The following is a 26614-nucleotide window of genomic DNA, read 5'->3' as shown; positions in this document are numbered from 1 at the left end:
ACTCGTCCCAACCAGCCGCCGCGTCAGTCGCTGCGTCAGTCACTGAGCCAGTCACTGCGGCGGCAGCCGAGCCGGTCACCGTGCCAGGCGTCGTACCGGCCGTCGTGACCGCAGGCCGGATGGCCCGGAGCGCCCAGCCGGTGCTCGACCTGCCTGGCGGAGGGGAACTGCGCCCCTGGCGCCGCTCCGACGCCGAGGTGCTGCTGACTGCCGCCCAGGATCCGGCGATTCGCCACTGGAACCGCCTGCTGGTGGCGACGACCGAAGAGGCCCACCAGCGCATCGAGCGCATGCACCGCCGGTGGCAGGACGAACGGAGCGCGCTCTGGGCGATCGCCCGGCCGGGCGGCGAGGCCGTGGGACTCATCGGCTGGGGCGACATCGATCTCGGCGGCGGCAGCGCCGAGATCCTCTACTGGGTTCTGCCCGCGGCCCGCGGCGGTGGGGTCGCCGTCGAGGCCATCCGGCGCGTGAGCCGGTGGGCCCTGGACGACCTGGGGCTGCATCGGCTGCGACTGTGCCACTCGGTGGCCAATCCGGCGTCCTGCCGGGTCGCGGCCAAGGCCGGCTTCTCCCTCGAAGGCACCATGCGCAGCGCCCTGTTGCACGCGGACGGCTGGCACGACGAGCATCTGCACGCGCTCGTACAGGGCGACATCTGACCGGACCCGTGCGTCGGCCGGCGGACGGGCGCGCCGGCCGGGGCACTCCCGCCCCGGCCGGCCCGGCCCCCCCTTACGCGTTCCCTGCCTTGCGGATCGCGTCCACCAGTCCGGCGACCAGGGCCGCCCGTTCGGCCATGGTGTCGACGAGCAGGTACTCGTGGTCGGCGTGGGCGCCGCCGCCGACCGCACCCAGGCCGTCGAGCGTGGGCACGCCCAGTGCGGCCGTGAAGTTGCCGTCGCTGCCGCCGCCGACCGCCTTGCCCTCGACGCCGGGCAGCAGCCGCTGCGCCATGGCGAACAGTTCGCCGGACGCCGACTCGGGCATCGGCGGGCGGCCGACGGCGCCCTGCACCGTGATCCGCGCCCCGTCGAGATGCGGAGTCAGCGCCGCGAAGGCGGACTCGATGCGTGCCTTCTCGTCGGCCGACTCGACCCGGACGTCGACGACGACGGTGGCCTCGGCCGGCACGACATTGTCCAGGGTGCCCGCGGACGCGACGGTCGGCGTGACCGTCGTGCCGATCTCCGGCCGTCCCAGCGCGGCGATGGCCAGCACCTGGTGTGCCGCCTCGACCAGCGCGTTGATGCCAGCCGCGGGCTCCAGGCCGGCGTGCGAGGCCCGGCCCGCGACGGAGACCACGAACGTACCGCAGCCCTTGCGGCCGGTCTTGAGCCCTCCGCCGTCCGCGGCGCCCTCGAACACCAGCACCGCACCGCACGCACGGGCACGTTCCTCGATGAGGGTCCGGGAGGAGCCGGAGCCCACCTCCTCGTCGGCGGTCACCAGGAGCTCGACGCCCGAGCGGTCCGGAAGCGACGCCAGACCGTGAATGGCCTGAACCAGTCCGCCGAGCATGTCGAAGACCCCGGGGCCGGTCGCCCGGCCGTCCGCCACCCTGAACGGACGGCGGGCAAGCGTACCGAGCGGGAACACCGTGTCATGGTGACCGAGGATCAGCACCCGGGGAGTGCCGCCGCCGGACCAGCGGACATGCGGCCCGGCCTCGCTCTCGACCAACTCGGCCCGCCCACCGAGGCGGTTCTCGATGACACCGGCGACGGCCTCGGCCGAGGCCGTCAGGGCGGCCACATCGCGCGAGGGGGACTCGACTTCCACGAGCGTCCTGAGGTCGTCGAGCATCGCTTCGACGGTCGGGCAGGGGGGCTTGTGCATCGTCATGGGGCGAGGGTATCCGGCCATGGGAGCGCCGCCCGGTCCGCCCATTACCGGCGCAGCGCGAAGGTCTCGAAGAGGCCGGCGGGGCCGCGTAATCGTGTCGTGTTCCGTGCCGGAAAACCGAGTGGTGAGCCAAGTCACCACTAACAAAAGGAACTGAGTGGATGCGTAGGCCATCTACTGTGCCGGTGATGGCCGAAAAAGGTTTTTGCGGACGCTATGCTGGTAACCCGGCGCTTCGTCCATGACATACCATCACCGATCGAAGTGCCCAGCGCGGTGACGTCCTCGGGAAAGACCCTGATCGGGCTTTCCCGAGTCGACAGCCGCTGACCCCTACATCGAGAACTGGTGCCGCACACCCCGCGGTACCGGTCCTTCAGAGTGCCAAAAAACAGGAAAACAATGCCCGTTCAACTATTGACGGATCTCATACGCTTCGTGCGTCACAACTCACCCTTCTATCGGGACCTCTACGCCGGTCTTCCCGATCAGGTGGACGAGCTGACGGCCTTGCCGGTCGTCCCGCACGACGCATTCTGGCGCGCCAACACTCCCCGCCGGAACAGCCTTTTGACCGGACCGCTCGACGAGGCGGTGGTTTTCAAGAGCGGCGGCACGACCGGCGCACCGAAGTTCTCCGTCTATACCCGTGAGGAATGGCGGGAATTCACCTCCGCGTTCGGCAGTGGACTCGTCGCCGCCGGACTCCGCCCCGGACACCGGGTCGCGGACCTCTTCTACGCCGGCGAACTCTATGCCAGCTTCACCTTCGTCCTGGACTCCCTCCACCGGGCACCCGTCGGCAACGTCCGGCTGCCGATCGGCGGCGGCGCGCCGCTCGCGTCGACCGTGCACACCCTGGAGGAATTCGACGTCGACGTGGTCGCCGGCACCACCACGACGCTCTGCGGCCTCGCGGACCACCTCGTGCGGGAGGGCCGTCAACTCCCCGGCGTGCAGATCCTGTTCTTCGGCGGCGAGGGACTGTTCGAGGACCAGCGGCCGCTGTTGCGCAAGGCGTTCCCGCAGGCAGAGGTCCGCTCCATCGGCTACGCCGGTGTCGACTCCGGGCTCCTCGGCGAGGCCGTACCGGGCGCCGACCCCCGCGTCCACCGCGCGTTCACCCCGTACACCGTCGTCGAGATCCTCGACGAGCACACCGGTGAGCCGCTGACCCGCGAGGGCGTCGCGGGCCGGGTCGTCGTCACGGACCTGCGCCGGCGGTTGATGCCGATCATCCGCTACCCCGTGGGCGACCGGGCCGAGTGGACCGATGTGGCACAGGGGCACTTCCGCATCCTCGGCCGGGCCGAAGAAGGCGTGCGGATAGGCGCGGTGTCGCTCTACACCCAGGACGTGCACGATCTGGTGCGGGCCGCCGACCCGACCGACCGGGTGATCGGAGTGCAGCTCGTCGTCCGCCGCTGGGACGGCCGGGACGGACTGGTACTGCGACTGGCCGTGGCCGGGGACCCGGCGGACGGGCAGCCGTCCCCCGGCCGGGACCCGCGCAGCGTCGACGCCGACGAGGTGGATACGAGCGGGCTCGGGCACCTCGCGTCCGCCATCGCCAAGGAGATCGACGCGGCCCGGCCGATGTACGCCGCGGAGGTCGGGGCCGCACGCATCCACCCGCTCCGCGTGGAGTGGGTCCGGCACGGCGAACTGACCGTCAACCCGCGCACCGGCAAGCTGCTGCGGGTCATCGACGAACGGCCGCACTCATGACCGCGACCTCGGCCCCGCGCCGCCTCCCCGTCGTCCTGCGCAACCCGGCCTTCGGCGCCGTCTGGGCCGCCCAGGTGCTCACCCAGGCAGCGGGCCGGATGTTCCAGGTGGGCGTGGTGTGGTGGCTGATCGGCCACGCCCTCGGCGGCGAGGGCGACGGCGACCGCGGCCTCGCCTCGGGCGTGTTCCTCGCGGTCAGCACGCTGCCCGCGGTGGCGCTCGCCCCGCTGGTGGCCACCGTCATCGCCCGCTGCTCGCACCGTACGGTGCTGGCGTCCACCGCCGCCGTGGCGGGCCTGGTCGCCGCCGTCACCGCCGGATGGACTTCGCTCGCCTCGCCGCCCACCGTCGTGGCCTACGCGGCCGCGCTGCTGCTGGCGGGCTGCCAGGCGCTGTTCGACCCCTGCCTGACCACCTCCGTCCCCGAACTCGTCGACGACGCCGACATCGAGGCCGCGACCGGCTTCGAACTCGCCACCCAGTCCCTCGCCGGCCTGGCCGGCGGACTGCTCGGACCGCTGGTGGTGGATGCCTGGGATCTGACGGGCATCGTCGCCGGATGCGCCGGCGCGTACCTCGTCGCCGCCCTGCTGGTGTCCGTCACCCGCTTCCCCCGTGGCGGCGCGGCGGCGGGGGACGAGGCCGCGGCAGCGTCCGGTGACGCCCCGCCCCGGCGGACGCTGCGTCAGATCCTCGCCGACCACCCCTTCATCCGGCGGGTACTGCTCTGCTTCGCCGCGGTGAACCTCTTCAGCACCGCGCTCTATGTCGTCATGCCCCTCTACACACGGTCGGTGCTGCACGCGAACGGCTCCACGGCGGCCGCGCTGGAGACGGCCCTGGGCATCGGCACCCTCCTCGGGTCCTTCACCGGCGCCCGGGTGCCGGGCTCGCCCACGGCCGTCGGCGGCGCCTGCCTGGCAGTGATGGCCGCGGCCCTCGCGATGCCGGGTCTGCTCGCGGACCGGGCCGCGATCGTCGGCGCGCTGATCGTCGCGGGCTGGTGCGTGGGCACCATCGGGGTGCGGTTCGTCGCACTCTTCCAACGACTGGTCCCGGCCGCGGACAAGCCCGGCTTCTTCGCCATGATGCAGGCACTGCTCGGCGCCACCTTCCCGCTGTCCTCGCTGCTCTTCGGCGCGCTCGGCGACCACCTGTCACCGCGCGTCCTGTGCGTCCTCCAGGCCGTCGGACTGGCACCGCTCGCCGTGGCGCTGTGGTGGGCCGGACGCCACCCGGACGCACCGACCGGCGCCGCCGACGAGACCGGTCCGGCCACCTCCGACGCCGCCCCGGCCAGGGCGTCGACCGCCGGCAACCCGCCCCTGGAGAAGGCCCGATGACCACCACCCTCCGCCCCGCCGCGCCCCAGGACATCGCCGAACTCCGGCAGTTGTACTTCGAGGTGTACGGCCACGGCTATCCGGTCGCCCTGGGCAGCGACCCCACCGAGATGCACCGGCTGATCACCGACCCGCACAGTCACTGGCTCGTCGCGCACCGCGCGGACACCGGTGAACTGGCCGGTTCCGTGGTCGTCCAGACCGATCCGGGCAATCGCCTGGGCAAACTCGTCGGCCTGGCCGTCCACCCGGACCACCGGGGCGGCGGCCTGGCCGGCCGGCTGACCGGCGCGGTCACCGCGGACGCCTTCGCCACCGGCGCCCTGGACTCCATCCACACCACCGTCCGCCTGGTCACCCAGGCCCCGCAACGCGTCGTCGCCCGCAACGGCTACCGGCCGCTCGGTCTGCTGCCCAACGCGGCCGACGTCTCCGGCTGCGAGACGCTGGCCCTGTTCGCCTGCTACGCCGAGGGCGTCCTCGAACGCCGTGAACAGGTCACCGCCGTGCCCCAGGCACTGCTGCCGCTGCTGGGAGCGGCCGAGGAGAGCATCGGCATCCCGTGCACCGGGACGCTCGCCCTCCCCGCTCCCGTCCCCGACACCGACCACCCGCTGTCCCACCTGGGCGGTACCGGCGGTACCGGCGGCACCGCGGTGGCCGAGGCACCCCCGGGCACGCTGCTGACCGCACCCGCGGTCACCCACGCCGGGACCCGCACCCGCCCGCGTACGCAGACCCCCATGGAAGTCATCACCGCCCCCGGCTTCGTCCGCCGGCGGTTCCGTGAACTCTTCCCGGACCCCGCGGGCGCCTACTCGCCGCTGCGCACCCCGAACACGGTGCTGGCGTCGCCGGACGGCGAGTTCGAGATCTACGCGGACCTCGACCCGGCGGCCGGCAGCTGCGCCCTGGTCGCGGTGCACCCGCACCCGTGGGCCGCCACCGGCGCACTCGACTCGCTGATGACCGTGCTCGGCCGGGCCGGCGCCGACTACGTCGAGACGCTGCTGCCGCTCTCCGACACCGCCGGGCTGTACGCCTTCCTGTCCTCCGGTTTCGTCCCCAGCGCCGGCTACCCGGCCATGCGCCGGGTCGGCGACCGCTTCCACGACTACGTCGTCCTCTCCCGCACCGACCGCCAGATCGACTTCCGCAGCACGGCCGTCGGCCCACTGGTCCGGCCGTACCTGAGCGCCTACCTGACCGCCTGGTCGTCGATCTACCTGCCCCCGCACGAGGTTGTCCGATGAACCCGCATCTCGCCCCCGTCGAGGTCCCCGCCCCGACCGCGCTGGCCCACGTCCAGCGCCTCTGCGATCTCCCGTCGCCCTACACCACAGGCGCCGACGCCGACGCCCTGTTCGAGGCCGCGATGGCCGAGGCCAATGCCTGGCACGCCGAGCGCTCCCCGCTCTTCCGCGCCCTCCTCGCCGACCCTCCGGAGGCCCCGGCCCCCACCGTCGGCCCGCACACCCGCACCCCGCTCCTTCACGCCAACTTCTTCAAGCGCCACGAGGTGCTCTCCATCCCCCGCGACGAGGTCTTCCTGCACCTGACCTCCTCCGGCACCACCGGCCAGAAGTCGCAGATGTTCTTCGACCGGTGGACCATCCGCTCCGCACAGCGCATGGTCGCCCGCATCTTCGACCACTACGGCTGGATCACCCCCGACCAGCCCGTCAACTACCTCCTCTACAGCTACGAGCCCGCCCCGCAGCTCCGCCTGGGCACCTCGTTCACCGACAACTACCTGTGCGACTTCGCACCGGCCCACCACACCACCCACGCCCTGCGGCACACCGGAACCGGCCACGCCTTCGACGTGCACGGCTGCATCGACGCCCTGCGCCGCTACGCCGAGGACGACCGCCCGGTCCGCATCCTCGGCTTCCCGGCGTTCCTCCACTTCACCCTGGAGCGCATGCGCGCCACCGGCGTCCCGCCCCTCCAACTCCCGCCGGGCTCCCTGGTCGTCCTCGGCGGCGGCTGGAAGGGCCACGCCGACCGGCAGATCGCCAAGGAGGACTTCTACGACGAGGTCACCCAACAGCTCGGCATCCCCTCGGACCGCATCCGCGACACCTACGGCTCCGTCGAACACTGCGTGCCGTACGTCGAGTGCACCCACCACCGACTGCACCTCCCGGTCTGGTCCCGCGCCGCCGTACGGGACACCCGCACCCTGCGGCCCCTGCCGTACGGCCGACCCGGCTACCTCCACCTCGTCTCCCCGTACATCACCTCCGTCCCGGCCCACAGCGTCGTCATGGGCGACCTCGCCTCCCTGCACCCCGGGGACGCGTGTGCCTGCGCCCTGTCCACACCGTGGTTCACCCTCCACGGCCGCGCCGGGGTGAGCCGCAACCGCAGCTGCGCGGTGGCCGCCGCCGAACTCCTGAAGGGAATCTGATGTCCACTCAACTCCACTTCTGGCAGGGCGAGTTCATCGACGACGCCGAAGCGGCCGAACGCCTCGCCCAGCTGCCGGACCTCGTCGCACGCACCCTGGCCGAGCCGCTCTCCACCGAAACGGTCCTGGTCGCCTGCGACACCCTCAGCCGTGCCCTGCACCAGCCGCACGGCGAGGTCCACGCCCGCCTCATGGACCACCTGACCGGCACCGCGGACGGACCCGAACGCGCCGAAGCCACCGCCCTGCTCGCCGAACTCGCCGACGCCCTGGCCCGGCCGGCCCTGGAACGCAAACTCCGCCGCGAACTCGGCGGACCGCGCCCGGAACGGTTCACCCGCCCCGACGCACGCGAGACGATCTACGAGGCATGGGCCCCGGTCGGCCTGCTCGTCCACATCGCCCCCGGCAACGCCGCCGGCGTCGCCCCCCTGAGCGTGGTCGAGGGCCTGCTCGCGGGCAACGTCAACGTGCTCAAGACCAGCAGCGGCGACACCGCACTGCCCCAGCACCTGCTCGCCGAACTCGCCGCCGCCGACCCGACGGGCGCCCTCGGCCGCCGGATCGTCGCCCTGCGCTTCCCGTCCAGCCGCCAGGACCTGATGCGGGCGATGTGCGCACCGGCCGACGCCGTGGCCGTATGGGGCGGCGAGGCCGCGGTGGAAGGTGTCGCCGCCCTCCTCCCGCCCGGGTGCCGGCTCGTCGAATGGGGCCACAAGATCTCGTTCGCCTATCTGACCCGCGAGACCTGGACGGACCGCACCGCCCTCACCGCGCTCGCCACCGATGTCTGCCGAGTCGAGCAACAGGCGTGCTCCAGCCCGCAGGTCGTCTACCTCGACCTCGACGTCGAAACCCACAGCGACGCCGATGACGGTGCCGATGCTCGGGGCGAACTCTTCGCCTTCGCCGAGCAGTTCGCCGCTGTCCTGGACGAGGTCTCCGCGAAGACCCCCGGCCCGTGGAGCGCGACCGACGACGGGACGGAGGAGAGCGACGGGACCGGCGGGACCGACCTCACCGCCGCGGCCGAACAGGCCGAACTCACCACCACCGAACTGGTCGCCCGAGCCGAGCAGCACCTCGGCCTGACCAAGGTCATCGCCGCGGCCGACGGCAGCTGGCGGGTCTTCGCCGACACCCGCCCCGCCCTCACCGCCTCCCCCCTCCACCGCACCATCTGGATCAAACCGCTGCCCCGCCAGGAGATCGTCGCGACCCTGCGGCCCATGCGCCGCTACCTCCAGACGGCCGCGGTGGGCGGCAGCCGCGCCGACCTCGCCCAGCTCTCCCGCACGCTGATCACCGCGGGCGTCCAGCGGATCACCCCGCTCGGCGCCATGCTCGACAGCTACCACGGCGAGCCGCACGACGGCGTCTACGCCCTCCAGCGCTACAGCCGTCGGGTCGACGTCCAGACCACCGGCACCGCGTTCACCACCGTCCCGTGCCTGGACGACCTGATCGCCCCGGCCGCACCACCGGCCACCCCGACCGGCCCGCTGATGGACAAGGCGGCGGCCCAGGCCCAACTGCGTTCCCTCGCCCCCGAACACGCCCAGCTGTACTTCCGCAGCGGAGGAACCACCGGCACCCCCGCCCTGTCCGTCTTCACCTGCGACGACTACGACACCCAGATGCGCGCCGCGGCACACGGCCTGCTGGCGGCCGGCTTCGACCCGGCCCACGACCGTGCCGCCAACCTCTTCTTCTGCGGGGAGATGTACGGCAGCTTCATCAGTTTCTTCTCCATCCTCGAACGCCTGGGCGCCACCCAGATCCCGATGGCCGCCGGGCCCGACCACGAGGCGATAGCCGAGGCCCTGGTCACCGACCGTGTGGACACCCTCTTCGGGATGCCGTCCTACCTGTGGCAACTGCTCCACAGCCAGTCCGAGCGGCTGCGCGCCTACGGCGGCATCCGCAAGATCTACTACGGTGGCGAGCACTTCACCGCCGAACAGCGCCGCATCCTCACCGACACCTTCGGTGTGGAGGTCATCCGCTCCGCCGCCTACGGCAGCACCGACCTCGGCCCGCTGGGCTACCAGTGCGCCCAGGCCCAGGGCACGGTGCACCACGTCCTGACCGACCTGCACACCCTGGAGATCCTCGACCCCCGGGAAGACCGACCGGTAGCCCCGGGGCAGCCCGGCAGGCTGGTCTTCACCACCCGCACCCGGACCGGTCAGCACCTGGAGCGCTACGAGATCGGCGACCTGGGCCGGGCCGTGGACGGGGTGTGCCCCTGTGGCAGCCACACCCCGCGCATCGAACTCCTCGGACGCTACGGCGACGTGTTCCGCATGGGCACCTACCACTTCAACTACCGCCGCTTCACCGGGATCGCTGAGGAACACCTCGACTACCGCGGCGAGTTGCAACTCGTCCTGACCAGCTCCGCCGACCGCGAACACCTCACCGTCCGCCTCGACGAGCACTACGCACCCGATCCGGACACGGCCCGCACGGCGCTGCTGGCCCACATCCCCGAACTCGGCTCGGCCGTGGGCCCGGAAGCCCTCCTGACCTGCACCGTCGAAACGGTCCCCGGTGCCGGCTTCGAACGCACCCCGACCAGCGGCAAACTCCGTACGGTCATCGACCGCCGTAAGCCAACGGCCTGACGCGCCACCGGACCACCGCAGGACAGCGGAGAAGGCGGCGGGGGCCGCGACGCATCGTCGCGGCCCCCGCCCTTCGCCGTGCCCGGTCGCTCTCTGCTACGTCAACGCCCCTACCAAGGCCGGGACATCGGCGAACGCGGCATCGGCCGGCCGGCCGCAGACCTTGCCCGCCGTCTCACCGGCGAAGCTGAACACGCCGGCCAGCTCCGGGCCGCGACGCCCCCAGACGACCAGCGGGCTGCCGCTGTCCCCGAAGCACATGGTGGTGCGGCCGCTGGGTACGTCGCGGGCGCAGAAGACCGACGCGTCGTCCACGACCGCGGGTGTCTGCGCCGCGCACTGGGCGTGGGTCCGGACGGTGAGGTCACCGCGGCGCAGCACATCGCCGCGGATGTCCCGCCCGGGGTGGGACGGGTCCGGTGCGGCCGTGGTGCCGTGACTGAAGAGGGAGACATGGGTCCCCGGGGCCGGCCGGTGGTTGGCGAGGGGCAGCGGCCGGACGCCGCGCACGGGCGCGGCGAGGCGGATCTCCGCGAGGTCGTAGGCCGCCGAGGACAGCTCGGGGGCGTGCGGGTCCACGGGGGAGGGCAGCAGCTTGTACCGCGGGTGCAGGCTGACTGCACGGATCTCGCGTACGGTGCCCGGGTCCTTCGAGAGCACCGAGGAGCCGATGTGCACCTCGGCCTTGTGGAAGTCCGCGCCGTCCAGGCAGTGGGCGGCCGTGAGCACCCGGTCCGGGGCGATGAGCGCCCCGCCGCACGAGGCACGGTTCGGCAACGGGCCGTCCCCCTTGACGGCCAGCGTGGCCAGCCACGGTGCCGCGCCGCGCTGCGGCAGCTGTGTCCCACCCGACATCGCCTGGGCCGGACCGGCCGCGCCCAGCGCCGTCGCCACGCTCACCACGGCGGCACCGACCGCCACTCCCGCCCGCGCCCGACGGCCATGTCTGGCCCTCCGCCGCCGTCCCGCCGCGCCCTCTGCACGCGCTGCTCCGCTACTCATTCCGCTCCCGTACCTCTCGTATGCCGGATCGACCAGATCGACCGGATGTATCGGATCGACCGCATCCGGCCACCGGTCTCTTCTCAACCACCGAACGTAGTGCGGGAGTTGACGCCAGTCGTCAGACCGTGGTCGCGTCCGACGTCATCCTGTGGGCTCATCCGGCCTGGTTCGTTACGCCTGATTGCGGATGCGGGAGCGGCTTGGGATTGCCTAAAGGCTTTAGGCAAGTGCATAATCGTTTCAGGTAAGTGGAGGGAAAGTTATGGCAGCGCGTGTAGGGCTGACCGTCGAGCGCCTGACCCGGGCGGCGGCGGAGCTGGCCGACGAGGTGGGCTTCGAGCAGGTGACCGTCTCGGCGCTGGCCAGGCGGTTCGACGTCAAGGTCGCGAGCCTCTACTCGCACCTGAAGAACTCCCATGACCTCAAGACCCGGATCGCCCTGCTGGCCCTGGAGGAGCTGGCCGACCGGGCGGCGGACGCCCTGGCCGGCCGGGCCGGCAAGGACGCCCTCGCCGCCTTCGCGAACGTCTACCGCGACTACGCCCGCGAGCACCCGGGCCGCTACGCCGCCGCGCAGTTCCGGCTCGACCCGGAGACCGCGGCCGCCAGCGCCGGCGGCCGGCACGCCCAGATGACGCGGGCGATCCTGCGCGGCTACGACCTGACCGAACCGGACCAGACCCATGCGGTCCGGCTGCTGGGCAGCGTCTTCCACGGTTACGTGAGCCTGGAGATGGGCGGCGGGTTCAGCCACAGTGCCCCCGACAGCCAGGAGACGTGGTCGCGCATCGTGGACGCCCTGGACGCCCTCCTGCGGAACTGGCCCACGCCTCCCGCACTTCCCACCCCTCGATCAACAGGCTGAGGCGATGAACACCGAGCACCACGACCGGATCACCACCCCTCTCACCACTCCCATCACCGCCGACATCCTGCGCGGCGCCCTCGACCTGGAGCGCACCGAGCACGGACTGCTGCCACACCGGCTGCCCGCATGGGCCCGCGCCCAGTGCACCGACGGGCAACTCGCCATGGCCGAGTCCCAACCCTCCGGCGTACGCCTGGTGTTCCGCACCCGCGCCACCGCCGTCGAGCTGGAGACCCTCCCCACCAAGCGGGTCTACGTCGGCGCCCCACCCCGCCCGGACGGCCGCTACGACCTGCTCGTCGACGGCCGCCCGGCCGGCCAGGCAAGCGTGCCCGGCGGCAACACCCTGACCCTCGACATGATCACCGGCAGCGCCCGGCACCAGCCCGGGCCGACCGGCATCCTCCGCTTCACCGACCTGCCCGACCGCCTCAAGCACATCGAGATCTGGCTGCCGCACAACGAGACCACCGAACTCGTCGCCCTGCGCACCGACGCCCCCGTCGAGCCCGTGCCGAACCAGGGCCGCAAGGTCTGGCTGCACCACGGGAGTTCGATCAGCCACGGCACCGACGCGGCCGGTCCCACCACCACCTGGCCCGCGCTCGCCGCCTCCCTCGGCGGCGTGGAACTGATCAACCTGGGCCTGGGCGGCAGCGCCCTGCTCGACCCGTTCACCGCCCGCACCCTGCGCGATACCCCGGCCGACCTGATCAGCATCAAGATCGGCATCAATCTGGTCAACGCCGACCTGATGCGCCTGCGCGCCTTCACCCCCGCCGTCCACGGCTTCCTCGACACCATCCGGGAAGGCCACCCCACCGCACCGCTGCTGGTCGTCTCGCCGATCCTGTGCCCCATCCACGAAGACACCCCCGGCCCCAGTGCCCCCGACCTCACCGCCCTCGGCACCGGCCGGCTGCGGTTCCGGGCCGCGGGCGATCCGGCGGAGCGTGCCGGCGGCAAACTGACCCTCAACGTCATCCGGGACGAACTCCACCGCATCGTCCAGCAGCGGGCGGCCGACGACCCCCATCTGCACTACCTCGACGGCCGTGACCTCTACGGTGCCGCCGACGCCGCCGAACTTCCCCTGCCCGACGAACTCCACCCCGACACCGCCACCCACCGCCGCATCGGCGAACGCTTCGCCAAGGCGGCCTTCACCGCCAACGGCCCCTTCGCCGGGTAGCACCCGGCCGCCTGCCCGTCACGTGCGAGTCACCTGTCCACCTGCCAGTCACCCGGACACCGGCCACTCATCACGCATCCGTCGGCCGGTCACTCAGTCGTCCGCCAGCACCGCCCGGATCACCTGCCGGGTGTTGTCGGCCATCGCCGGGTTCGTCGTCCGGTAGTACGGCAGTGCGATCAGCGCCTGCGAGAGCGCCCGCGCCCGGCCGCGGCGCCAGGTCGCATCGTCCACGCCGAGCGCCCTGCGGAAGACCTCCCTGGCATCGGCCGGCAGCAGATTCCACGCCGGGAACAGATCGCAGGCCGGATCGCCCACGCCCAGGCACCCGAAGTCGATCACCGACGTCAGCCTGCCGTCCGCCACCAGCAGATTGCCCGGCATCAGATCGGCATGCAGCCACACCGCCGGCCCGTCCCAGCCCGGAGCCTGCAGCGCGTCCTCCCATACCGCGGCCACGGCGGCACAGTCCACACCCTCCTCCGGGGTGGCGCGCAGCGCCTCGATCGCCGTCCGGGTCGACGCATCAAGCGTGCCAAGCGCCCCTCCACGGTGCGCCACCGGTGCGCCGGGCAGGGTGACGCTGCGCATCGCGGCCACGAAGCCGGCCAGGTCCCGGGCCAGCGCCATGGGTTCGTCCAGCGCCCCGGCCCGCGGATTCTCCCCGGGCAACCACCGGCACACCGACCACGGCCACGGATACCCCTCCGCCGGCTCCCCGGTCCCCAGCACCTCGGGAACCGCCTGGGGGAGCAGGGGTGCCAGACGCGGCAGCCACTCCCGCTCCTTCAGCACGTCCCCGGCGCCGCCCGCCACCAGCGGCAGCCGCACCACCATCTCGTCGCCCAACCGGTACATGGCGTTGACGGTGCCGCCGGACGCAATCCGAACCACCGGCAGCCCGGCCCACTGCGGAAACCGCCCGCCGACCAGTCGCCGTACGAGACCGGCGTCGATGGGGTGCATGTCCGGATGCATCTGCCCGCTGCTCATACGCGCCATCCGACCGCCCAACACCACGGGCGTCAAACGCATTTCCTGTCCCGCGTAATCTCGCAAGTCATCGCCACCACCGGCCTCCGCATGTCAGGATCATTGCCACGCAAGCGAGGCCGAAAACCAGTCGAGAACCAGTCGACACGCAGCAGAACCCGGAGGACGACGCATGCCCGCCTACGCCATCGCCCATCTCCAGGAGGCCGCCCCGCACCCGGAGATCGCCGAGTACATCGAGCGCATCACCGACACCTTCGAGCCGTTCGGCGGCCACTTCCTGGTGCACGCCACCCAGCATGAGGTGAAGGAGGGAGCCTGGCCCGGACACGTCGTGGTGATCGGCTTCCCCGGGATCGCCGAGGCACGTGCCTGGTGGGACTCACCCGCGTACCAGGAGATCGCCCCGCTGCGCTCGCGGCACATCGACGGCGACATCATCCTGGTCGACGGCGTCCCCGCCGACTACGACCCGGCTTCCACGGCCCGAACGATCCGCGAGGCCACCACCACTGACTAGCCGTCACTCCGCCCGAAGCAGCGTTCCAACTCCTCCAGGTCGTAGAAGTGACTGCCCTCGGCGATGGGCCGGCAGCCTGCCTTGAACGAGGTCTCCTTCTCGTTGTAGAGCATGCGCACGAGGTAGGTGCCGCCCCTGCGGAACACGTCCCACTGGATGTTCGCGGCCAGGGGAGCCACGGACGTGCCGCGCCAGGGGTTGTCGCCGTAGGTGTAGGGATGCCCGGGTGCGGCCGCCCGGGTGCTGCCGGGCAGTCCCATCAGCGCGGCGAGCGGGATGATCTCCTCGGCGTGGGTGAAGCGCAGTTCGGCGCCCAGTGTGCTGGTGCCGTTGCGCTTGGCCTCGACCTGCTTGAAGAAGTCGTCGAGGAGGACATCGGCCATCTTGTAGGTGATGTCGCTGCCGGCGAAGCTCGGGCCCTTCTCGTAGAACTCCTCGGCATCGTTGAGATACCCGAACCAGTCGGCGTCGCGCGGCGCGAGGTACCGGTCGAGGTGCCAGCCGCGGCCGTGCGGGCTCTCCGCCTTCATGGCCGGTGCGATGCTGTACAGGCTGTAGACGGCCCCGGCGGCGGTGACGTCGTCGGCGAGGGAGGAGAACTCCCCGTCCACGATGCGCTGTACGAACGCCGGTTGGAAGATCCTCGCCAGCACCCGGCGGGCGGCACTGTGGGTGGCGGGCTGATCGGTGAGGTTCTTCAGGGTGCTCGCCAGGCGCTGGTCGTGGGCGAGCCAGTCCCGGTAGGCGGCGCCGCCGGCCGACTTGTGGAAGTAGAGCAGGTCCTTGTCGGTCCGGGCCGGCCCGATGCGGGGTTTCAGTGCCGGGTCGGCCTGGGTGAGGGCGCTGGTGAAGACCGTTCCGCTGTCGACGGCCCGGCCCTGTCCGGAGCTGACGACGTCGATCGACTCGCCATCGTCGACGATCGTCCTGAGCAGCTGCGGCAGCCGCTGCGCCATCCGCACCGCCGTGCCGTGCAGCTCCTGCGCACCGCGCCCGCTCAGTTTGCCGTAGCCGACCTTCGCCATGGCGGCGAGCAGTGCACGCACATCCGGCCCGAAGTCCCGCCCCTGCGAAGTGAGTTGACCGTCCCGACGCGCCCGCTCCCACAACCGCAGGGCGAGATCGCCGTCCGCGCCGTCGGTGGCGGTCCGGGAGCCGTGCCGGGAGACGTTCTCCGTGAACACGGGCACAAAGCCCCTGGGCGCCCGCTGATAGTCCCGCGGATGCTGCGCGGGCTCGTACGGCGCCTTGGTGCTGTAGCTGTAGTGGTGGGTGTCGTCCGCGCCGTGCGCGGGATGGGCGGCGGGCATGGCGGCGGCGAACAGCGACCATGAAGCGACCAGGGCGACAGCTGCGATACGTCTCATGGACGCATCATTTTGGCCGGACGTGAATGCGGGGTGGCCGGGGGGTGGCCCGGCGGCCATCGCCGTTCACTCCTCGCCACGCGGCAGCGGACGGACGGTGAGGATCTGCTGGGCCTACCCCACCGGTCCGTTCACGTCGTGCAGAACGGTGCTGGTCCTCTGGGGCAGGCCGGTCCCGTGCCAGGCGATCTGAACGGGGCGTGCGGAGAGGTGCGGGCGATGCCTTGGGCGGCGCCGCAGGTGGTGGGCTTCCTAGTGCGGGTTGAACACGACGCTGGCGAAGCGGGTGCCGGACGGTGCGGACTTCCCCGGGGCCAGGCGCGTCGCCTTTCCCGTGCAGCGCTTGCCGGTGTAGACGACCAGGGGCTGCTTGGTGTTGTTGCGCGGGCCGCGTGCCTCCTGGCTCATGTTGAGGCACTTGCTGTTCGGCGGGTTCTGGAGGAAGTACGACTGGCCCTTGGGTCCCCTCCACGCGAACTTCCCGTTCGAGGCGAGTGCCGTGCCGGCGGGCAGCGCCAAGGCCAGCGCAAGACTGCTGAGACCGATGGTAATCGGGCGGAACAGACGCATCATGTGCCTTTCATGAGCAGAGGTGATGAATGACACCAGGACCAACGGCCGAGCCGACGGGAGGAAACGGCCTGGGCGGCAGTCGAAGCCACGGGAAGGCGAGTTGGGCCCGTGACTCGTTCGGGGCCGTGCCCTCGCCTGACGTGGCTCGTCGTCAGGCGTACGTCCGGTCGTCCGTGCCCATGCGGAAGGTGCGCCGATAGGCCAACGGGGCGACGCCGAGGGCGGCATGGAAATGCTGCCGAAGGGACGTCCCCGTCGCGAAGCCGACCTGGCCCGCGATGTGGTCGACGGACAGCTCACTGGACTCCAGCAACTGCCTGGCACGCTCCACCCGCTGGGCGATGAGCCATCGGCCGGGGCTCACGCCCACCTCGTTGCCGAACCTGCGGGCGAAGGTGCGGCGACTCATCCGGGCGTGCTCGGCGAGGGTGTCCAGGGTCAGCGGCAGATGGAGGTTCTCCAGCGCCCAGTGCCTGGTGAGGGCGGTGCCTGTCGTCGCCGGGTCGGGGACCGGCTGTTCGATGTACTGTGCCTGGCCGCCGTCGCGCCACGGCGGCACCACGCAGAGCCGGGCCACGTGGTTCGCCGCCGCGCTGCCGTGATCCGTCCGGACGACGTGCAGGCAGACGTCCACCCCCGATGCGGCGCCGGCCGAGGTCAGGATGTCCCCGTCGTCGACGAACAGCACATCCGGATCGAGCCGCACCCGGGGGAACAGTGCACGGAACTGTTCGGCGAGCTGCCAGTGGGTGGTCGCCGGGCGGCCGTCCAGCAGACCGGCCGCGGCCAGCACGAACGCACCCGTGCAGATCGACACGATCCGGGTGCCCGGCCGGATCAGCGCCAGCGCGTCGGCGACCGACCGGGGGAGCGCCGGCGTGGTCAGCGCCAGGTCGTACGGCGGGATCACCACCGTGTCCGCGGTGCGCAACGCCTCGGGGCCGTGCTCGACCGTGATCGTGAAGTCGGCGCACGTCCGCACCGGGCCGCCGTCCGCCGAGCACGTCAACACCTCATAACGGCTCCCGGCGTTGTCGAAGATCCGCTTGGGGATGCCGAGTTCGAAGGGGTAGACGCCGTCCAGTGCCAGGACCACCACACGATGCATGGCATGATTCTATCGGATATTGGCTATCGTGCCATTTCGCTCGCGGGTCGATGGCGGCAGCCTGGGAGTATGACGACAGACACGGCAGACACCACTGCCACCACAGACACGACAGGCGCCACGGCTTCCACCATGCGTGCGATCAGGCAGGACGTCCTGGGCGGGCCGGAGGTCCTGCGGGAGGTCGAACTTCCCCGCCCCGAGCCCGGTACGAGCCAGCTGCTCATCCGCGTCCACGCGGCCGGCATCAATCCGACCGACTGGATCCACCGCGCCACCCCCGGCCTGCACCTGCCCGAGCCCCCGTTCGTCCTGGGCTGGGACGTCTCCGGAGTGGTCGAGGAAGCCGGCCCGGGCGTCACGCTGTTCAAACCGGGCGACGAGGTCTTCGGCATGCTGCCCTACCCGCACGGACACGGCTCCCTCGCCACCTACGTCACCGGGCCCGCGAGGTCCTTCACCCACAAGCCGGCCGGTATCGACCACGTCCAGGCCGGGGCCCTCCCGCTGGCCGCGCTCACCGCGTGGCAGGCGCTGGTCGACACCGCCGACATCCAGGCCGGGCAACGGGTTCTGATCCACGCCGCCGCGGGCGGGGTCGGCCATCTCGCCGTCCAGATCGCGAAGGCCCGGGGCGCGTATGTCATCGGCACCGCCAGCGCGGCCAAGCACGACTTCCTGCGTGGCCTGGGAGCCGACGAACTGATCGACTACCGCTCGGTGGACTTCGCCGAGGCCGTGCGCGACGTCGACGTCGCACTCGACGCCCTGGGCGGCGAATACGGCCCCCGCTCCATGGCCACCCTCCGTCCCGGCGGCCTGTTGGTCACCATCAAGTTCTGGGGGAAGGACGCCCAGGAGCTGCGTGCCGAGGCGGCGCGGCGCGGCGTGCGGGTCGAGGCGCTCGTGGTCGAGGCCGACCGCGCGGGCATGCAGGCGATTGCCGATCTCGCCGCGTCGGGCCGGCTGGTGGCGCACATCGCCGGCACGTTCCCGCTCGCCGAGGCGGCCAAGGCGCACGAAGTCGGAGAAGCCGGCCGCACCACGGGCAAGTTGGTGATCACGGTGCCGTGACCACCCCGCGGGTGCGATGATCGGGGAAGGCCCGGGACGCGGCACACGACGAGCAGCACGGAGAGGGCGGTGGCGCAGCATGACACTTCCCGCACAGGAATGGCACCTGGTCGCGCGGCCGGTGGGGCGTCCGAAGCCCGCGGACTTCCGGCTCGTCGAGCGGGAGTTGCGGCCACCGGAGGATGATGAGGTGGTCGTCCGCAATCGCTTTCTCTCCGTGGACCCGTACATGCGGGTGCTGATGGGCACGGCCCAACCCGGCGTTCCCGTCTACCCGTTGGGGCGACCGATGACGGGTGGGGCGGTCGGTGTGGTCGTGGAGTCGCGGGCCGCCGGCCTGACCCCGGGGGATCTGGTGCTCAGCGACCTGGGCTGGCGCACCGCGGCGGTCGCCCCGCACCGGCACTTCAGGAGGTTGGAACGGGTGCCGGGCGTGCCCGACTCGGCGTTCCTGGGCGTGCTGGGAATGACCGGGTTGAGCGCCTACGTCGGACTGACCCGGATCGCCCAACTGCAGCCGGGAGAGACGGTGTTCGTCTCCGGGGCGGCCGGCGCGGTGGGCAGTCTGGCGGGGCAGATCGCGCGGCTGTGCGGCGCGAAGGCGGTCATCGGCAGCGCCGGATCGGCGGAGAAGGTGGAGTACCTGACGGCCGAACTGGGCTTCACCAGCGCCTTCAACTACAAGGACGGCACCGTACACCGGCAACTCGCCGACGCTGCCCCGGACGGTATCGAGGTGTACTTCGACAACGTCGGCGGCGACCACCTGGAAGCCGCCATCGATGTCCTCAACCCGGACGGCCGGGCCGCACTGTGCGGTGCCATCTCCGGGTACGACCTCAGCGAACCTCCGCCCGGTCCGCGCAACATGATTGAGTTGGTGAAGAAGCGGCTCACCCTCCGCGGCTTCGAGGTCGGCGACCATATGGACCTGCGTCCGCGCTTCGTCCAGGACATGGGCACCTGGCTGGCTCAGGGGAAGATCAGTTTCCGGGAGACCGTGGAGCACGGCATCGCCGGTGCGGTGGACGCCTTCCTCGGCCTGCTGGACGGACGCAACACGGGGAAGGCCGTGGTCCAGGTCTGAGCTGAGCAGGGGCGCGCCGAACTGTTGCCTCAGCGGCCGTCGGTCACCGTTACGTGTACCGAAGCCCCGGGCCGCGCGGACGGGAGGAGCAGTGCGGCCTGGCCGGGGCGGACCACCTTCGAGGCCGGGCCGCCGCCGGTGACGGACAGCCGGGCGCCGTGGGGGAAGGCGGTGGTGGGGAGGGAGATGACCGTCCAGGCGCGGCGGGTGGTGCGGTTGGCCTTCAGCGTGAGGCTGTAGGTGCGGGTGGCCGGGGTGTAGGACTCGGTGCCGGGGAGGCCGGCGACCTCCGGCGCGTAGGGGGCGAAGGCCGGCTCCTTGCCGGGGGCGGGGTTGCCGCCGCGGTCGTAGACGCAATAGCCGCTGCCCCGGTCCGCGCGGCAGTCGTACCACGCCGTCCAGCCGGCGGCGAAGCCTCCCATGGAACCTACTTGACGACGCATCAGTTCTGCGTTTCCGGGGGTGGTGGCCTGGGGCGGGCCCCATTCGCCGACCAGCACCGGCAGCCGGTGCGCGGCGGGGTAGCGGCCGATGGCCGCTTCGTAGCGCTCGATGAAGCGGTCCGACGGGTTCCAGTCGGCGCCCGATTCGACGGCGGTGTCGTAGTAGTGCGGGGCGTAGCCGATGCGGTCGGTGCCGGGCCGGGGGTCGGCGAAGCCGGGCAGGCTGGTGGGGACGCCCTGGCCGACCAGGACGGTGGGTTCGACGAAGAGCCAGGCATCGGGGTCGGCGGAGCGGACGGCGCCGATCAGCCGCCGGTACATGGCCGCCAACCGGCCGCGTTCCAGCCTTGCCGAGGCGGCGATCTGGTCCTGGGGGTCGGTCGGATCGCCCGGCACCGGCCCGAACGGCTCGTTGAACAGGTCGTAGCCGAGCAGGGAGCGGTGGCCGCGCAGCACGGACGCGACCTTGGCGTACGCGGCCCCCTGGGCGGCCCGCAGATCGGGGTCGTCGTAGAGGTGCGCGAAAGCGGCCTGTACGGCGGGCTGGAAGTAGTCCGCGAACCAGTCGTCCGGGTTGGGTTCAAACGGCAGGCCGTCGGTCCGGGTGGCCCAGACGGGGATGCCGTTGTGGCCGAACTCCGGGCCGAAGACGTCCTGGTGCCAGTCGATCAGGACCAGGATCCGGTAGCGGTCGGCCCAGTCCAGGACGCGGTCGAGATAGCGCAGATAACCGGCGTCGTAGCGTCCGCGGTGTGGTTCGGCCTTCTCCCACTGGATGTTGAGCCGCATCAGGGTGAAGCCGTCGCGCGCCAGCTGGGCGAGGTGCTCCTCGGTCACCGTGTCGGTCTTGCCGATGTTGAGCCCGCGCGGTTGCAGGACGCGTCCGTACCGGTCGGTGAAGAGCGTACGGCCGTCGGGCGAGGTGACGGTGCCGGTGGGGAAGGTCCAGGCCGTGGCCTGTCCGGGCCGGGCGGGCGGCCGCTGGGATCGGGCGGCCGTCGGTGTGCGCGGGTCCGCCTGCGCGGCGGGACTCGTGGCCGGGACGGCACAGAGCAGGGCCGCGCCGAGGGCGAGGGCGGCGAGGCGCAGTCGCATGGTGGCCTCCCGTTGGCCGCGGCGGTCGGTGCCGGTGGGTCTCGGTGGGTGTTCGCCGCCGGGATTTTGCTGCACGGAAGGCGCGGACGGAAGAGGTGTGAAGCAAGAGACGAAAGAAGGGGCGAAGAAGAGGGTGGAAAAAAGGGGCGAAAGAGGAGGCGAAGGGCCGGTGTTGGGGGCCGCTGCCCGGTATGGGCTGAGATGGATCTCTGGCCAACACCCGCGCGTGCGGGGGAATTTAACTGATTTCCCGGTCACCGTACTGCCGCGGGCTGCACCATGTCGCTGACGGCAACGGGTCGTCAGAAAGGTCGAGGCTCATGGCGGAACGCGATACGGCACCAGAGGACAACGACGCCGACGGAGCGTCAGGGAAGGAACGGGCGGGCACGGCGCCGTTCCATGCGACCCGGGCCGCCCGGCTCACCGCTGCCGTGGCGGCCGCCCACCTCGCGCCCGTCAAGCGCACCCCCAAGCGGGCCGCCAGCGCCAACCCCTGGATCCGGTGACGGCGTTCCGCCCGGCGCGGTGCCGAGGCGGGTGACGCGGAGCCGGCGGGGTGCCCGCGCTTAGGGCGCTTCTGACGGATCTCCGCGGCGTCGCGGTGCCTGGCACGCACTCTCGCGGCGTTGCCGAAATGCCTCCATAGCTCCGCTATGAAGCCATCCCGGCGCCTTGCGAGAGCACGCACCAGGCACCGCTCCTTCCTCCACGGAGATCCGTCAGAAGCGCCCTAGCCGAGGCGCCCGTAGGCGAGGAGGTCGAGCAGTGTGGGGCCGCCGACGTAGGCGGAGACACCGGCGTCGATGGTCAGGCAGCTGCCGGTGACCATCGACGAGGCGTCCCCGGCCAGGTAGACGGCGGAGTCCGCGATCTCCTCGGGAGTGCCCCACCGGCGCATCGGCACGGCGTGGATCAGCCCCGCCGACACCTGTTCGTTCGCGCGGACCACCGCGGTTTCGGCGGTGGTGGTCCAGCCCGGGAGGATCGCGTTGACCCGGACGCCGGCCGCCGCCCACTCCGCGCCCAGGGTCCGGGTCAGGGCGATCACCGCTGCCTTCGACACCGCGATCGTGGACCGGGAGGGGGCCCCGGCCATGCCGGCCACCGAGGACACGCTGATCACCGAGCCGGTGCCCCGTTGCAGAAGGTGCGGGCCCGCGGCGCGGCAGAAGTGCAGTACCGACTCGAAGTTGAGCCGCATGTCGCGCTGCCAGGCGACCATGGGGAGCTCGACGAACGGGCCCGCGGTGGGGGTGCCGCCCGCGACGTTGGCGAGGACGTCCAGGCAGCCGAGTGCGTCGATCGCTTCGGACACCGCGTCGCGGATCTGTTCTTCCTCGGTGACATCGCAGGTCAGGACCACGGCCCGGCGGCCGGCCCGCTCGACCTCGGCGGCCAGTTCCTGAAGTTCGTCGGTGCTGCGTGCGACGACGGCCACATCGGCGCCGGCCTGTGCGAAGGCCCGTGCGACGGCTCGTCCGATACCACGTGACGCCCCGGTCACCAGGGCCTTCCTGCCGTCGAGGTCAAACCGAGTGGACACGGCACGTCCCTTCTCTCGTCGCCTTGGGCTGCTCTGTCTGGTGCTTCCCAACCGTGCCTGGACGGAGGCGGCTTGTGCCGCCCGCAGACACCGGGTGGGGGCAGCGTCGGCGGGCGAGGGGGGCCGGGGCAACCCCGGTTCCACTGCGCGGAACCATCCCGATCCGGCGGGGGAGAGGTGCGGGCGGGCCTGTTCCGCTCCCCGGAACTCGCGGTGTTGCGGCCGGTGGGCGCGTCCTACGCTCTCGGCAGCGCCCGTACCGGGCAGGGCCACGACGCGCGCCCGAATCCCCGGACGCCGCTGTAGCTCCGTCGCTCAGGGACACAACCCGGCCAGCAGGGCGTCCAGCGCGAGGTCGAAGCGTGCCTGGTGGTCGGCGGGCGTACCCAGTCCGCCCTCGACGGCGGCCGCGAGGGTCGGGAAGGCCGTGACATCGAGGGCGTGGTCCGGGCCCGGGTCCGGTTCGGGATGACCGGGGGTGGTGGCGGCCTCGGCCAGGCAGTGCCCGATCACCAAAGTGCTGACGGAGTTGACGATGCGCATCGCGACGACCGGTGCGATGCCGGCGCGCCCGAGCGCGGCGGCGGTGTCCTCGACTGCCTGGAGGGCGGCGGGCGACTGGACGGGCCGAGTGGCGATCAGCACGATCACGCCGGGGTGCCGCAGCAGTTCGTCCCGGAAGGCGACCGCGAAGGCCCGCAGCTCTCGCGGCCAGTCCTCCGCCGTGCCGCCGAAGGACGGTCGGACGGCCGAGACCACCCGCTCGACCAGACCGTCCAACAGGGCGGCCTTGTTGGGCAGATAGTGGTACAGCGTCATGGCCTCGACGCCGAGTTCGGCCCCCAGCCGCCGCATGGACAGCTTCTCGATGCCGTCCCGGTCGACCACTGCCAGGGCCGTGTCCAACACCTTCGCAAGGCTCAGCCCCGCCCGCTTGCCGGTCATCCCCACGCCCGCCTCCCTTGACTTCCTTACGCCGTAAGGCTCATGGTACTGCCCAGCAGATCCTTACGGCGTAAGGGCGTCAAAGGGAGGTCCTGAATGGACATCGATCAGCACAAGCAGCTCGTCACCGACTTCTTCACCGCACTCAACGAGGCCCGCATCGGCGACCTCGGCAGCTACCTCGCGGCGGATGTCGTGGACCACAACAAGGTCATCCACGGCGAGCCGGACGAACCCGGCGCGGCCTTCGACGCCCTCGCCACCCAGCTCACCGCACTCGCCCCCTACCGGGCCCGGATCGACGAGCTGATCGCCGAGGGCGACAAGGTCGTCGCCCGGATCACCCAGAGCGGCGTCAGCTCCGGCGCCCACCCCCGCATGCCCATACCCACCGGCCGCCGCTTCGAGAACGAGGCCATCTTCGTCTTCACCGTCGCCGACGGCCGGATCACCGAAATCCGCGGCGTCTCCGACCGCCTGGGTCTCTTCCTCCAACTCGGCTGGGACTGGCCGACCGTCGGCTGAATCCCCGAAGGGCCTATGCGCGAAGGCCGTCTTGACTGTGGCTGTGGCCGAGGCGCGCCTGGAAGCCGTCCAGAACGGCCTGGAGGCCGAACTCGAAGGTGCCGTCGGGCGCCGCGGAGTAGTCGGAGGCGGCGGGTGTGCCCAGGCGCTCCCGCAGCCGGGGGTACGGCTGTGCGATCTCGGCGGCACGGGCCATGGTGTCGGTCAGTTGCTGCTCGGCGTCCTTGCCGTTCTTGCTCAGGCGCCGGGTCAGTGACACCTGCGCGGCGGGCCCGAGGGCGCTGCCGAGCACGAAGAGCAACACGGTGGCGGCGGCGCGGTCCGCGTCGGCCGGGGCGAACCCGGCCTTCTCGTAGAGGGCGAGGCTGTGCTCGTCGTAGCGCGCCTTGCCGGGGCCGTAGAGCAGGTGGCTGCCAAATGCCTGGCCGAGCCAGGGGTGCCGGCCGAGCATCGTGTGCAGTCCGGTGGCCATGGCGGTGGCGGCGGTCCGCCAGTCGGTGGCTTCCAGGTCGGGCAGTTCCACCTCCTCCCAGATCGCGTCGCCGGCCAGTCGGACCAGTTCGTCCTTGGTCTTGATGTGCCAGTAGATCGCGGTGGCGGCCGAGCCGAGCCGGGCCCCCAGGCTGCGCATGTTGAGGCCGTCCAGTCCCTCCTCGTCGAGCAACGTGATGCCGGCACGGATGATCTGGTCTGCGGTCAGCGTCTCTCTGGGCATGCCCGCCACCCTACTTGAACTTAGTTCACGAATCCCCTTGCATGGCGATCGGAAGTACTCCTAAGCTCCACTTGCACTTAGTTCAAGTCGGTCTCAAGTCAATCACAAGTCAGTTCAAGTACTTCCAGGGGGGAATCCCATGTCGCAGGAACAGGCGCTGTCCGCATTCGTCGAGGCGGCGGCCGAGGAGTTCGAAGTACCCGGTGTCTCGGTCGGGTTGCTGGTGGACGGCCGGGAGATCCACGCCTCCCACGGCGTGACCAGCATCGACAACCCGCTGCCGATCGACGAGCGGACGCTCTTCCCGATCGCGTCGGTGACCAAGTCCTTCACGGCGACCGCCCTGATGCGCCTGGCCGCCGAGGGCAAGGTGGACCTCACCGCACCGGTGCGCCGCTACGTCCCCGAGCTCCGGCTCGCCGACGAACGGGCCGCCGCACAGATCACCGTGCTGCACCTGCTCAACCACACGTCCGGGCTCGAATGGAACCTCATCGACGCCGACGAGGACGATGTCTCCCTGGCCGCGTTCGTGGCGAAGATGGCCGAACTGCCGATCATCGCGCCGCCCGGCACCCGGGCCTCGTACAGCCAGGCAGGCTACAACCTCGCCGGCCGCATCATCGAGAACGTCACCGGCCTGGCCTTCGAGAAGGCGGTGGCCGCCCTCGTCCTGGAGCCGGTGGGCCTGGCGAACACCTTCTTCGACGTGGACGACGTGATCACCCGGCGCTTCGCCGTGGGCTACCACCGCACGGAGGACGGGACGCTGCGGCCGGCCCGGCCATGGAAGGCGTTCCGGGCCGGCACCCGCGGCAACAACCCCGGCGGGGGCGCCGTCTCCTCGGTGAGTGACCTGCTGCGCTGGGCCCGTTTCCACCTCGGCGACGGCGCCGGCGTCCTGCCCGCCGAGGATCTGCACCGCATGCGGCAGCCGACCGCCGAGCTGCGCGGCAGCACCCTGGGCGACGCCTTCGGCATCGGCTGGTTCCTGCGCGAGGTGGACGGTGTCCGCACGATCGGCCACGGCGGTTCGGGCAACGGCCAGTTCGCCGAACTGCTCGTCGTGCCCGACCGGGACTTCGCCCTGGTGTCCCTGGCCAACTCGGGCCCGGGCGGCTACCAGTTCAACCGAGCCGTCCTGCGCTGGGCGCTCGAACACCACCTCGGAGTGGTGGAACGCGACCCGGAGCCCGTCCCTTACGACGCGGCCCGGGCGGACGAGATCGTCGGCCGCTACGAGATCGACGTGATGGATCTCGACATCGCCTCCGACGGTTCCCAACTCACCCTCGCCGTCGGGCTCAAGCCGGAGATCCGCGCGGCATCGCCGACGGACCTGCCCCCGGACCACCCGGCCGCCGCCATGGGCCTGCTGCCCGGCGACGGCGACGAGTACCTCATCACCGAGGGCGGCCTGAAGGGTCAGCGCGGGTTCTTCACCCGCGACGACACCGGCACCGTCGTGGGCATCGACCTCGCCGGCCGACTCTTCGGCCGCACCCCGCAAACACCCTGATCAAGCCGACCGGGGGGAGCAACCGGACCAGAGCCGAAATTCGCTGAACACGCCATTGTCGTGTCGGAATTCGCCGCCTCCGG

At 71.5% G+C, this 26614-nt stretch carries 24 protein-coding genes; 14 read left to right on the top strand and 10 right to left on the bottom strand.

Annotated features, from left to right (window positions below; translation table 11 throughout):
* The first annotated feature begins 80 nt into the window (after positions 1-80).
* A complete protein-coding gene (locus B073_RS0115645) occupies positions 81-662 on the top strand; it encodes a GNAT family N-acetyltransferase (protein ID WP_018539027.1) in 582 nt (193 codons plus the stop codon).
* Positions 663-735: 73 nt separating this feature from the next.
* Here the strand turns inward: B073_RS0115645 and B073_RS0115640 are convergent, their stop codons facing one another.
* Positions 736-1845 carry a M20 family metallopeptidase gene (locus B073_RS0115640; protein ID WP_018539026.1) on the bottom strand — a complete coding sequence of 370 codons (1110 nt, stop codon included), beginning with the start codon at positions 1843-1845 and terminating at the stop codon, positions 736-738.
* A gap of 402 nt (positions 1846-2247) precedes the next feature.
* On the opposite strand from B073_RS0115640, the gene B073_RS0115635 reads away from it, so the two are divergent.
* The 5 genes from B073_RS0115635 to B073_RS0115615 are packed head-to-tail and all read left to right on the top strand — an operon-like array spanning position 2248 to position 9956.
* The gene (locus B073_RS0115635) at positions 2248-3573 is read left to right on the top strand and encodes a phenylacetate--CoA ligase family protein (RefSeq protein ID WP_026247412.1); all 1326 of its coding nucleotides are present in this window, start codon (positions 2248-2250) and stop codon (positions 3571-3573) included.
* Positions 3570-4916, top strand: coding sequence for an MFS transporter (locus B073_RS0115630; protein ID WP_018539024.1), 1347 nt, complete (start codon positions 3570-3572; stop codon positions 4914-4916). Before B073_RS0115635 ends, B073_RS0115630 begins: the two co-directional genes overlap by 4 nt.
* Positions 4913-6169 (top strand): GNAT family N-acetyltransferase, encoded by a 1257-nt coding sequence (locus tag B073_RS47855; protein WP_018539023.1) that lies wholly within the window; start codon positions 4913-4915, stop codon positions 6167-6169. The genes B073_RS0115630 and B073_RS47855 overlap by 4 nt, the downstream gene beginning before the upstream one ends.
* Positions 6166-7329: an acyl-protein synthase gene (locus tag B073_RS0115620; RefSeq protein ID WP_018539022.1), complete on the top strand. Its 1164-nt coding sequence runs from the start codon at positions 6166-6168 to the stop codon at positions 7327-7329. Before B073_RS47855 ends, B073_RS0115620 begins: the two co-directional genes overlap by 4 nt.
* Positions 7329-9956 carry an acyl-CoA reductase gene (locus tag B073_RS0115615; protein WP_018539021.1) on the top strand — a complete coding sequence of 876 codons (2628 nt, stop codon included), beginning with the start codon at positions 7329-7331 and terminating at the stop codon, positions 9954-9956. Before B073_RS0115620 ends, B073_RS0115615 begins: the two co-directional genes overlap by 1 nt.
* A gap of 96 nt (positions 9957-10052) precedes the next feature.
* Here B073_RS0115615 and B073_RS0115610 read toward each other — a convergent pair whose 3' ends face one another.
* Positions 10053-10856, bottom strand: coding sequence for a S1 family peptidase (locus tag B073_RS0115610; RefSeq protein WP_234025091.1), 804 nt, complete (start codon positions 10854-10856; stop codon positions 10053-10055).
* Between the two features lie 367 nt (positions 10857-11223).
* Between B073_RS0115610 and B073_RS0115605 the strand changes: the two genes are divergently transcribed.
* Positions 11224-11826, top strand: coding sequence for a TetR/AcrR family transcriptional regulator (locus B073_RS0115605; RefSeq protein ID WP_018539019.1), 603 nt, complete (start codon positions 11224-11226; stop codon positions 11824-11826).
* A gap of 4 nt (positions 11827-11830) precedes the next feature.
* The gene (locus B073_RS0115600; protein ID WP_018539018.1) at positions 11831-13021 is read left to right on the top strand and encodes a GDSL-type esterase/lipase family protein; all 1191 of its coding nucleotides are present in this window, start codon (positions 11831-11833) and stop codon (positions 13019-13021) included.
* 93 nt (positions 13022-13114) lie between these two features.
* Here the strand turns inward: B073_RS0115600 and B073_RS0115595 are convergent, their stop codons facing one another.
* The gene (locus tag B073_RS0115595) at positions 13115-14014 is read right to left on the bottom strand and encodes an aminoglycoside phosphotransferase family protein (RefSeq protein WP_026247411.1); all 900 of its coding nucleotides are present in this window, start codon (positions 14012-14014) and stop codon (positions 13115-13117) included.
* A gap of 172 nt (positions 14015-14186) precedes the next feature.
* On the opposite strand from B073_RS0115595, the gene B073_RS0115590 reads away from it, so the two are divergent.
* The gene (locus tag B073_RS0115590) at positions 14187-14534 is read left to right on the top strand and encodes a DUF1330 domain-containing protein (RefSeq protein ID WP_018539016.1); all 348 of its coding nucleotides are present in this window, start codon (positions 14187-14189) and stop codon (positions 14532-14534) included.
* Here B073_RS0115590 and B073_RS0115585 read toward each other — a convergent pair.
* From B073_RS0115585 to B073_RS0115575, 3 genes are all read right to left on the bottom strand, one after another.
* Positions 14531-15901 (bottom strand): histidine-type phosphatase, encoded by a 1371-nt coding sequence (locus B073_RS0115585; protein ID WP_018539015.1) that lies wholly within the window; start codon positions 15899-15901, stop codon positions 14531-14533. The genes B073_RS0115590 and B073_RS0115585 overlap by 4 nt on opposite strands.
* Positions 15902-16153: 252 nt before the next feature.
* On the bottom strand, positions 16154-16474 hold the full coding sequence (locus tag B073_RS0115580) for a hypothetical protein (protein ID WP_018539014.1): 321 nt from the start codon (positions 16472-16474) through the stop codon (positions 16154-16156).
* A 151-nt stretch (positions 16475-16625) separates the two neighbouring features.
* On the bottom strand, positions 16626-17582 hold the full coding sequence (locus B073_RS0115575; protein ID WP_018539013.1) for a GlxA family transcriptional regulator: 957 nt from the start codon (positions 17580-17582) through the stop codon (positions 16626-16628).
* A 132-nt stretch (positions 17583-17714) separates the two neighbouring features.
* On the opposite strand from B073_RS0115575, the gene B073_RS0115570 reads away from it, so the two are divergent.
* Entirely contained in the window at positions 17715-18656 is a 942-nt protein-coding gene (locus B073_RS0115570; RefSeq protein WP_018539012.1) for an NADP-dependent oxidoreductase, read from the top strand.
* Between the two features lie 79 nt (positions 18657-18735).
* Entirely contained in the window at positions 18736-19743 is a 1008-nt protein-coding gene (locus B073_RS0115565; protein WP_018539011.1) for an NADP-dependent oxidoreductase, read from the top strand.
* Between the two features lie 29 nt (positions 19744-19772).
* Here B073_RS0115565 and B073_RS0115560 read toward each other — a convergent pair whose 3' ends face one another.
* Positions 19773-21281 carry a cellulase family glycosylhydrolase gene (locus tag B073_RS0115560; RefSeq protein WP_018539010.1) on the bottom strand — a complete coding sequence of 503 codons (1509 nt, stop codon included), beginning with the start codon at positions 21279-21281 and terminating at the stop codon, positions 19773-19775.
* 320 nt (positions 21282-21601) lie between these two features.
* Between B073_RS0115560 and B073_RS46395 the strand changes: the two genes are divergently transcribed.
* Complete coding sequence (locus B073_RS46395; RefSeq protein ID WP_018539009.1) at positions 21602-21790, top strand: hypothetical protein; 189 nt, start codon at positions 21602-21604, stop codon at positions 21788-21790.
* 224 nt (positions 21791-22014) lie between these two features.
* On the opposite strand, the gene B073_RS40055 is transcribed toward B073_RS46395, so the two are convergent.
* The gene (locus B073_RS40055) at positions 22015-22827 is read right to left on the bottom strand and encodes an SDR family NAD(P)-dependent oxidoreductase (protein ID WP_037811769.1); all 813 of its coding nucleotides are present in this window, start codon (positions 22825-22827) and stop codon (positions 22015-22017) included.
* Positions 22828-23142: 315 nt separating this feature from the next.
* Positions 23143-23772 carry a TetR/AcrR family transcriptional regulator C-terminal domain-containing protein gene (locus B073_RS0115540; RefSeq protein WP_018539006.1) on the bottom strand — a complete coding sequence of 210 codons (630 nt, stop codon included), beginning with the start codon at positions 23770-23772 and terminating at the stop codon, positions 23143-23145.
* Between the two features lie 96 nt (positions 23773-23868).
* Here B073_RS0115540 and B073_RS0115535 point away from each other — a divergent pair, with 96 nt between their 5' ends.
* On the top strand, positions 23869-24297 hold the full coding sequence (locus tag B073_RS0115535; protein ID WP_018539005.1) for an ester cyclase: 429 nt from the start codon (positions 23869-23871) through the stop codon (positions 24295-24297).
* Positions 24298-24310: 13 nt separating this feature from the next.
* Here the strand turns inward: B073_RS0115535 and B073_RS0115530 are convergent, their stop codons facing one another.
* Entirely contained in the window at positions 24311-25012 is a 702-nt protein-coding gene (locus B073_RS0115530; protein ID WP_018539004.1) for a TetR/AcrR family transcriptional regulator, read from the bottom strand.
* 139 nt (positions 25013-25151) lie between these two features.
* On the opposite strand from B073_RS0115530, the gene B073_RS0115525 reads away from it, so the two are divergent.
* Positions 25152-26531 (top strand): serine hydrolase domain-containing protein, encoded by a 1380-nt coding sequence (locus tag B073_RS0115525; protein WP_018539003.1) that lies wholly within the window; start codon positions 25152-25154, stop codon positions 26529-26531.
* The last annotated feature ends 83 nt before the right edge of the window (positions 26532-26614 follow it).

This window comes from Streptomyces sp. MspMP-M5, assembly GCF_000373585.1.
Taxonomy (GTDB): Bacteria; Actinomycetota; Actinomycetes; order Streptomycetales; family Streptomycetaceae; genus Streptomyces.
This window is presented reverse-complemented; position numbering and strand designations above follow the sequence as displayed.

Bases quoted from the DNA above. Each gene is read 5' to 3' on its own strand.
- B073_RS0115640 (WP_018539026.1), bottom strand. From the start codon at position 1,845: ATGACGATGCACAAGCCCCCCTGCCCGACCGTCGAAGCGATGCTCGAC.
- B073_RS0115635 (WP_026247412.1), top strand. From the start codon at position 2,248: ATGCCCGTTCAACTATTGACGGATCTCATACGCTTCGTGCGTCACAAC.
- B073_RS0115630 (WP_018539024.1), top strand. From the start codon at position 3,570: ATGACCGCGACCTCGGCCCCGCGCCGCCTCCCCGTCGTCCTGCGCAAC.
- B073_RS47855 (WP_018539023.1), top strand. From the start codon at position 4,913: ATGACCACCACCCTCCGCCCCGCCGCGCCCCAGGACATCGCCGAACTC.
- B073_RS0115620 (WP_018539022.1), top strand. From the start codon at position 6,166: ATGAACCCGCATCTCGCCCCCGTCGAGGTCCCCGCCCCGACCGCGCTG.
- B073_RS0115615 (WP_018539021.1), top strand. From the start codon at position 7,329: ATGTCCACTCAACTCCACTTCTGGCAGGGCGAGTTCATCGACGACGCC.
- B073_RS0115605 (WP_018539019.1), top strand. From the start codon at position 11,224: ATGGCAGCGCGTGTAGGGCTGACCGTCGAGCGCCTGACCCGGGCGGCG.
- B073_RS0115600 (WP_018539018.1), top strand. From the start codon at position 11,831: ATGAACACCGAGCACCACGACCGGATCACCACCCCTCTCACCACTCCC.
- B073_RS0115595 (WP_026247411.1), bottom strand. From the start codon at position 14,014: ATGAGCAGCGGGCAGATGCATCCGGACATGCACCCCATCGACGCCGGT.
- B073_RS0115590 (WP_018539016.1), top strand. From the start codon at position 14,187: ATGCCCGCCTACGCCATCGCCCATCTCCAGGAGGCCGCCCCGCACCCG.
- B073_RS0115585 (WP_018539015.1), bottom strand. From the start codon at position 15,901: ATGAGACGTATCGCAGCTGTCGCCCTGGTCGCTTCATGGTCGCTGTTC.
- B073_RS0115580 (WP_018539014.1), bottom strand. From the start codon at position 16,474: ATGATGCGTCTGTTCCGCCCGATTACCATCGGTCTCAGCAGTCTTGCG.
- B073_RS0115575 (WP_018539013.1), bottom strand. From the start codon at position 17,582: ATGCATCGTGTGGTGGTCCTGGCACTGGACGGCGTCTACCCCTTCGAA.
- B073_RS0115570 (WP_018539012.1), top strand. From the start codon at position 17,715: ATGCGTGCGATCAGGCAGGACGTCCTGGGCGGGCCGGAGGTCCTGCGG.
- B073_RS0115565 (WP_018539011.1), top strand. From the start codon at position 18,736: ATGACACTTCCCGCACAGGAATGGCACCTGGTCGCGCGGCCGGTGGGG.
- B073_RS0115560 (WP_018539010.1), bottom strand. From the start codon at position 21,281: ATGCGACTGCGCCTCGCCGCCCTCGCCCTCGGCGCGGCCCTGCTCTGT.
- B073_RS46395 (WP_018539009.1), top strand. From the start codon at position 21,602: ATGGCGGAACGCGATACGGCACCAGAGGACAACGACGCCGACGGAGCG.
- B073_RS0115540 (WP_018539006.1), bottom strand. From the start codon at position 23,772: ATGACCGGCAAGCGGGCGGGGCTGAGCCTTGCGAAGGTGTTGGACACG.
- B073_RS0115535 (WP_018539005.1), top strand. From the start codon at position 23,869: ATGGACATCGATCAGCACAAGCAGCTCGTCACCGACTTCTTCACCGCA.
- B073_RS0115530 (WP_018539004.1), bottom strand. From the start codon at position 25,012: ATGCCCAGAGAGACGCTGACCGCAGACCAGATCATCCGTGCCGGCATC.
- B073_RS0115525 (WP_018539003.1), top strand. From the start codon at position 25,152: ATGTCGCAGGAACAGGCGCTGTCCGCATTCGTCGAGGCGGCGGCCGAG.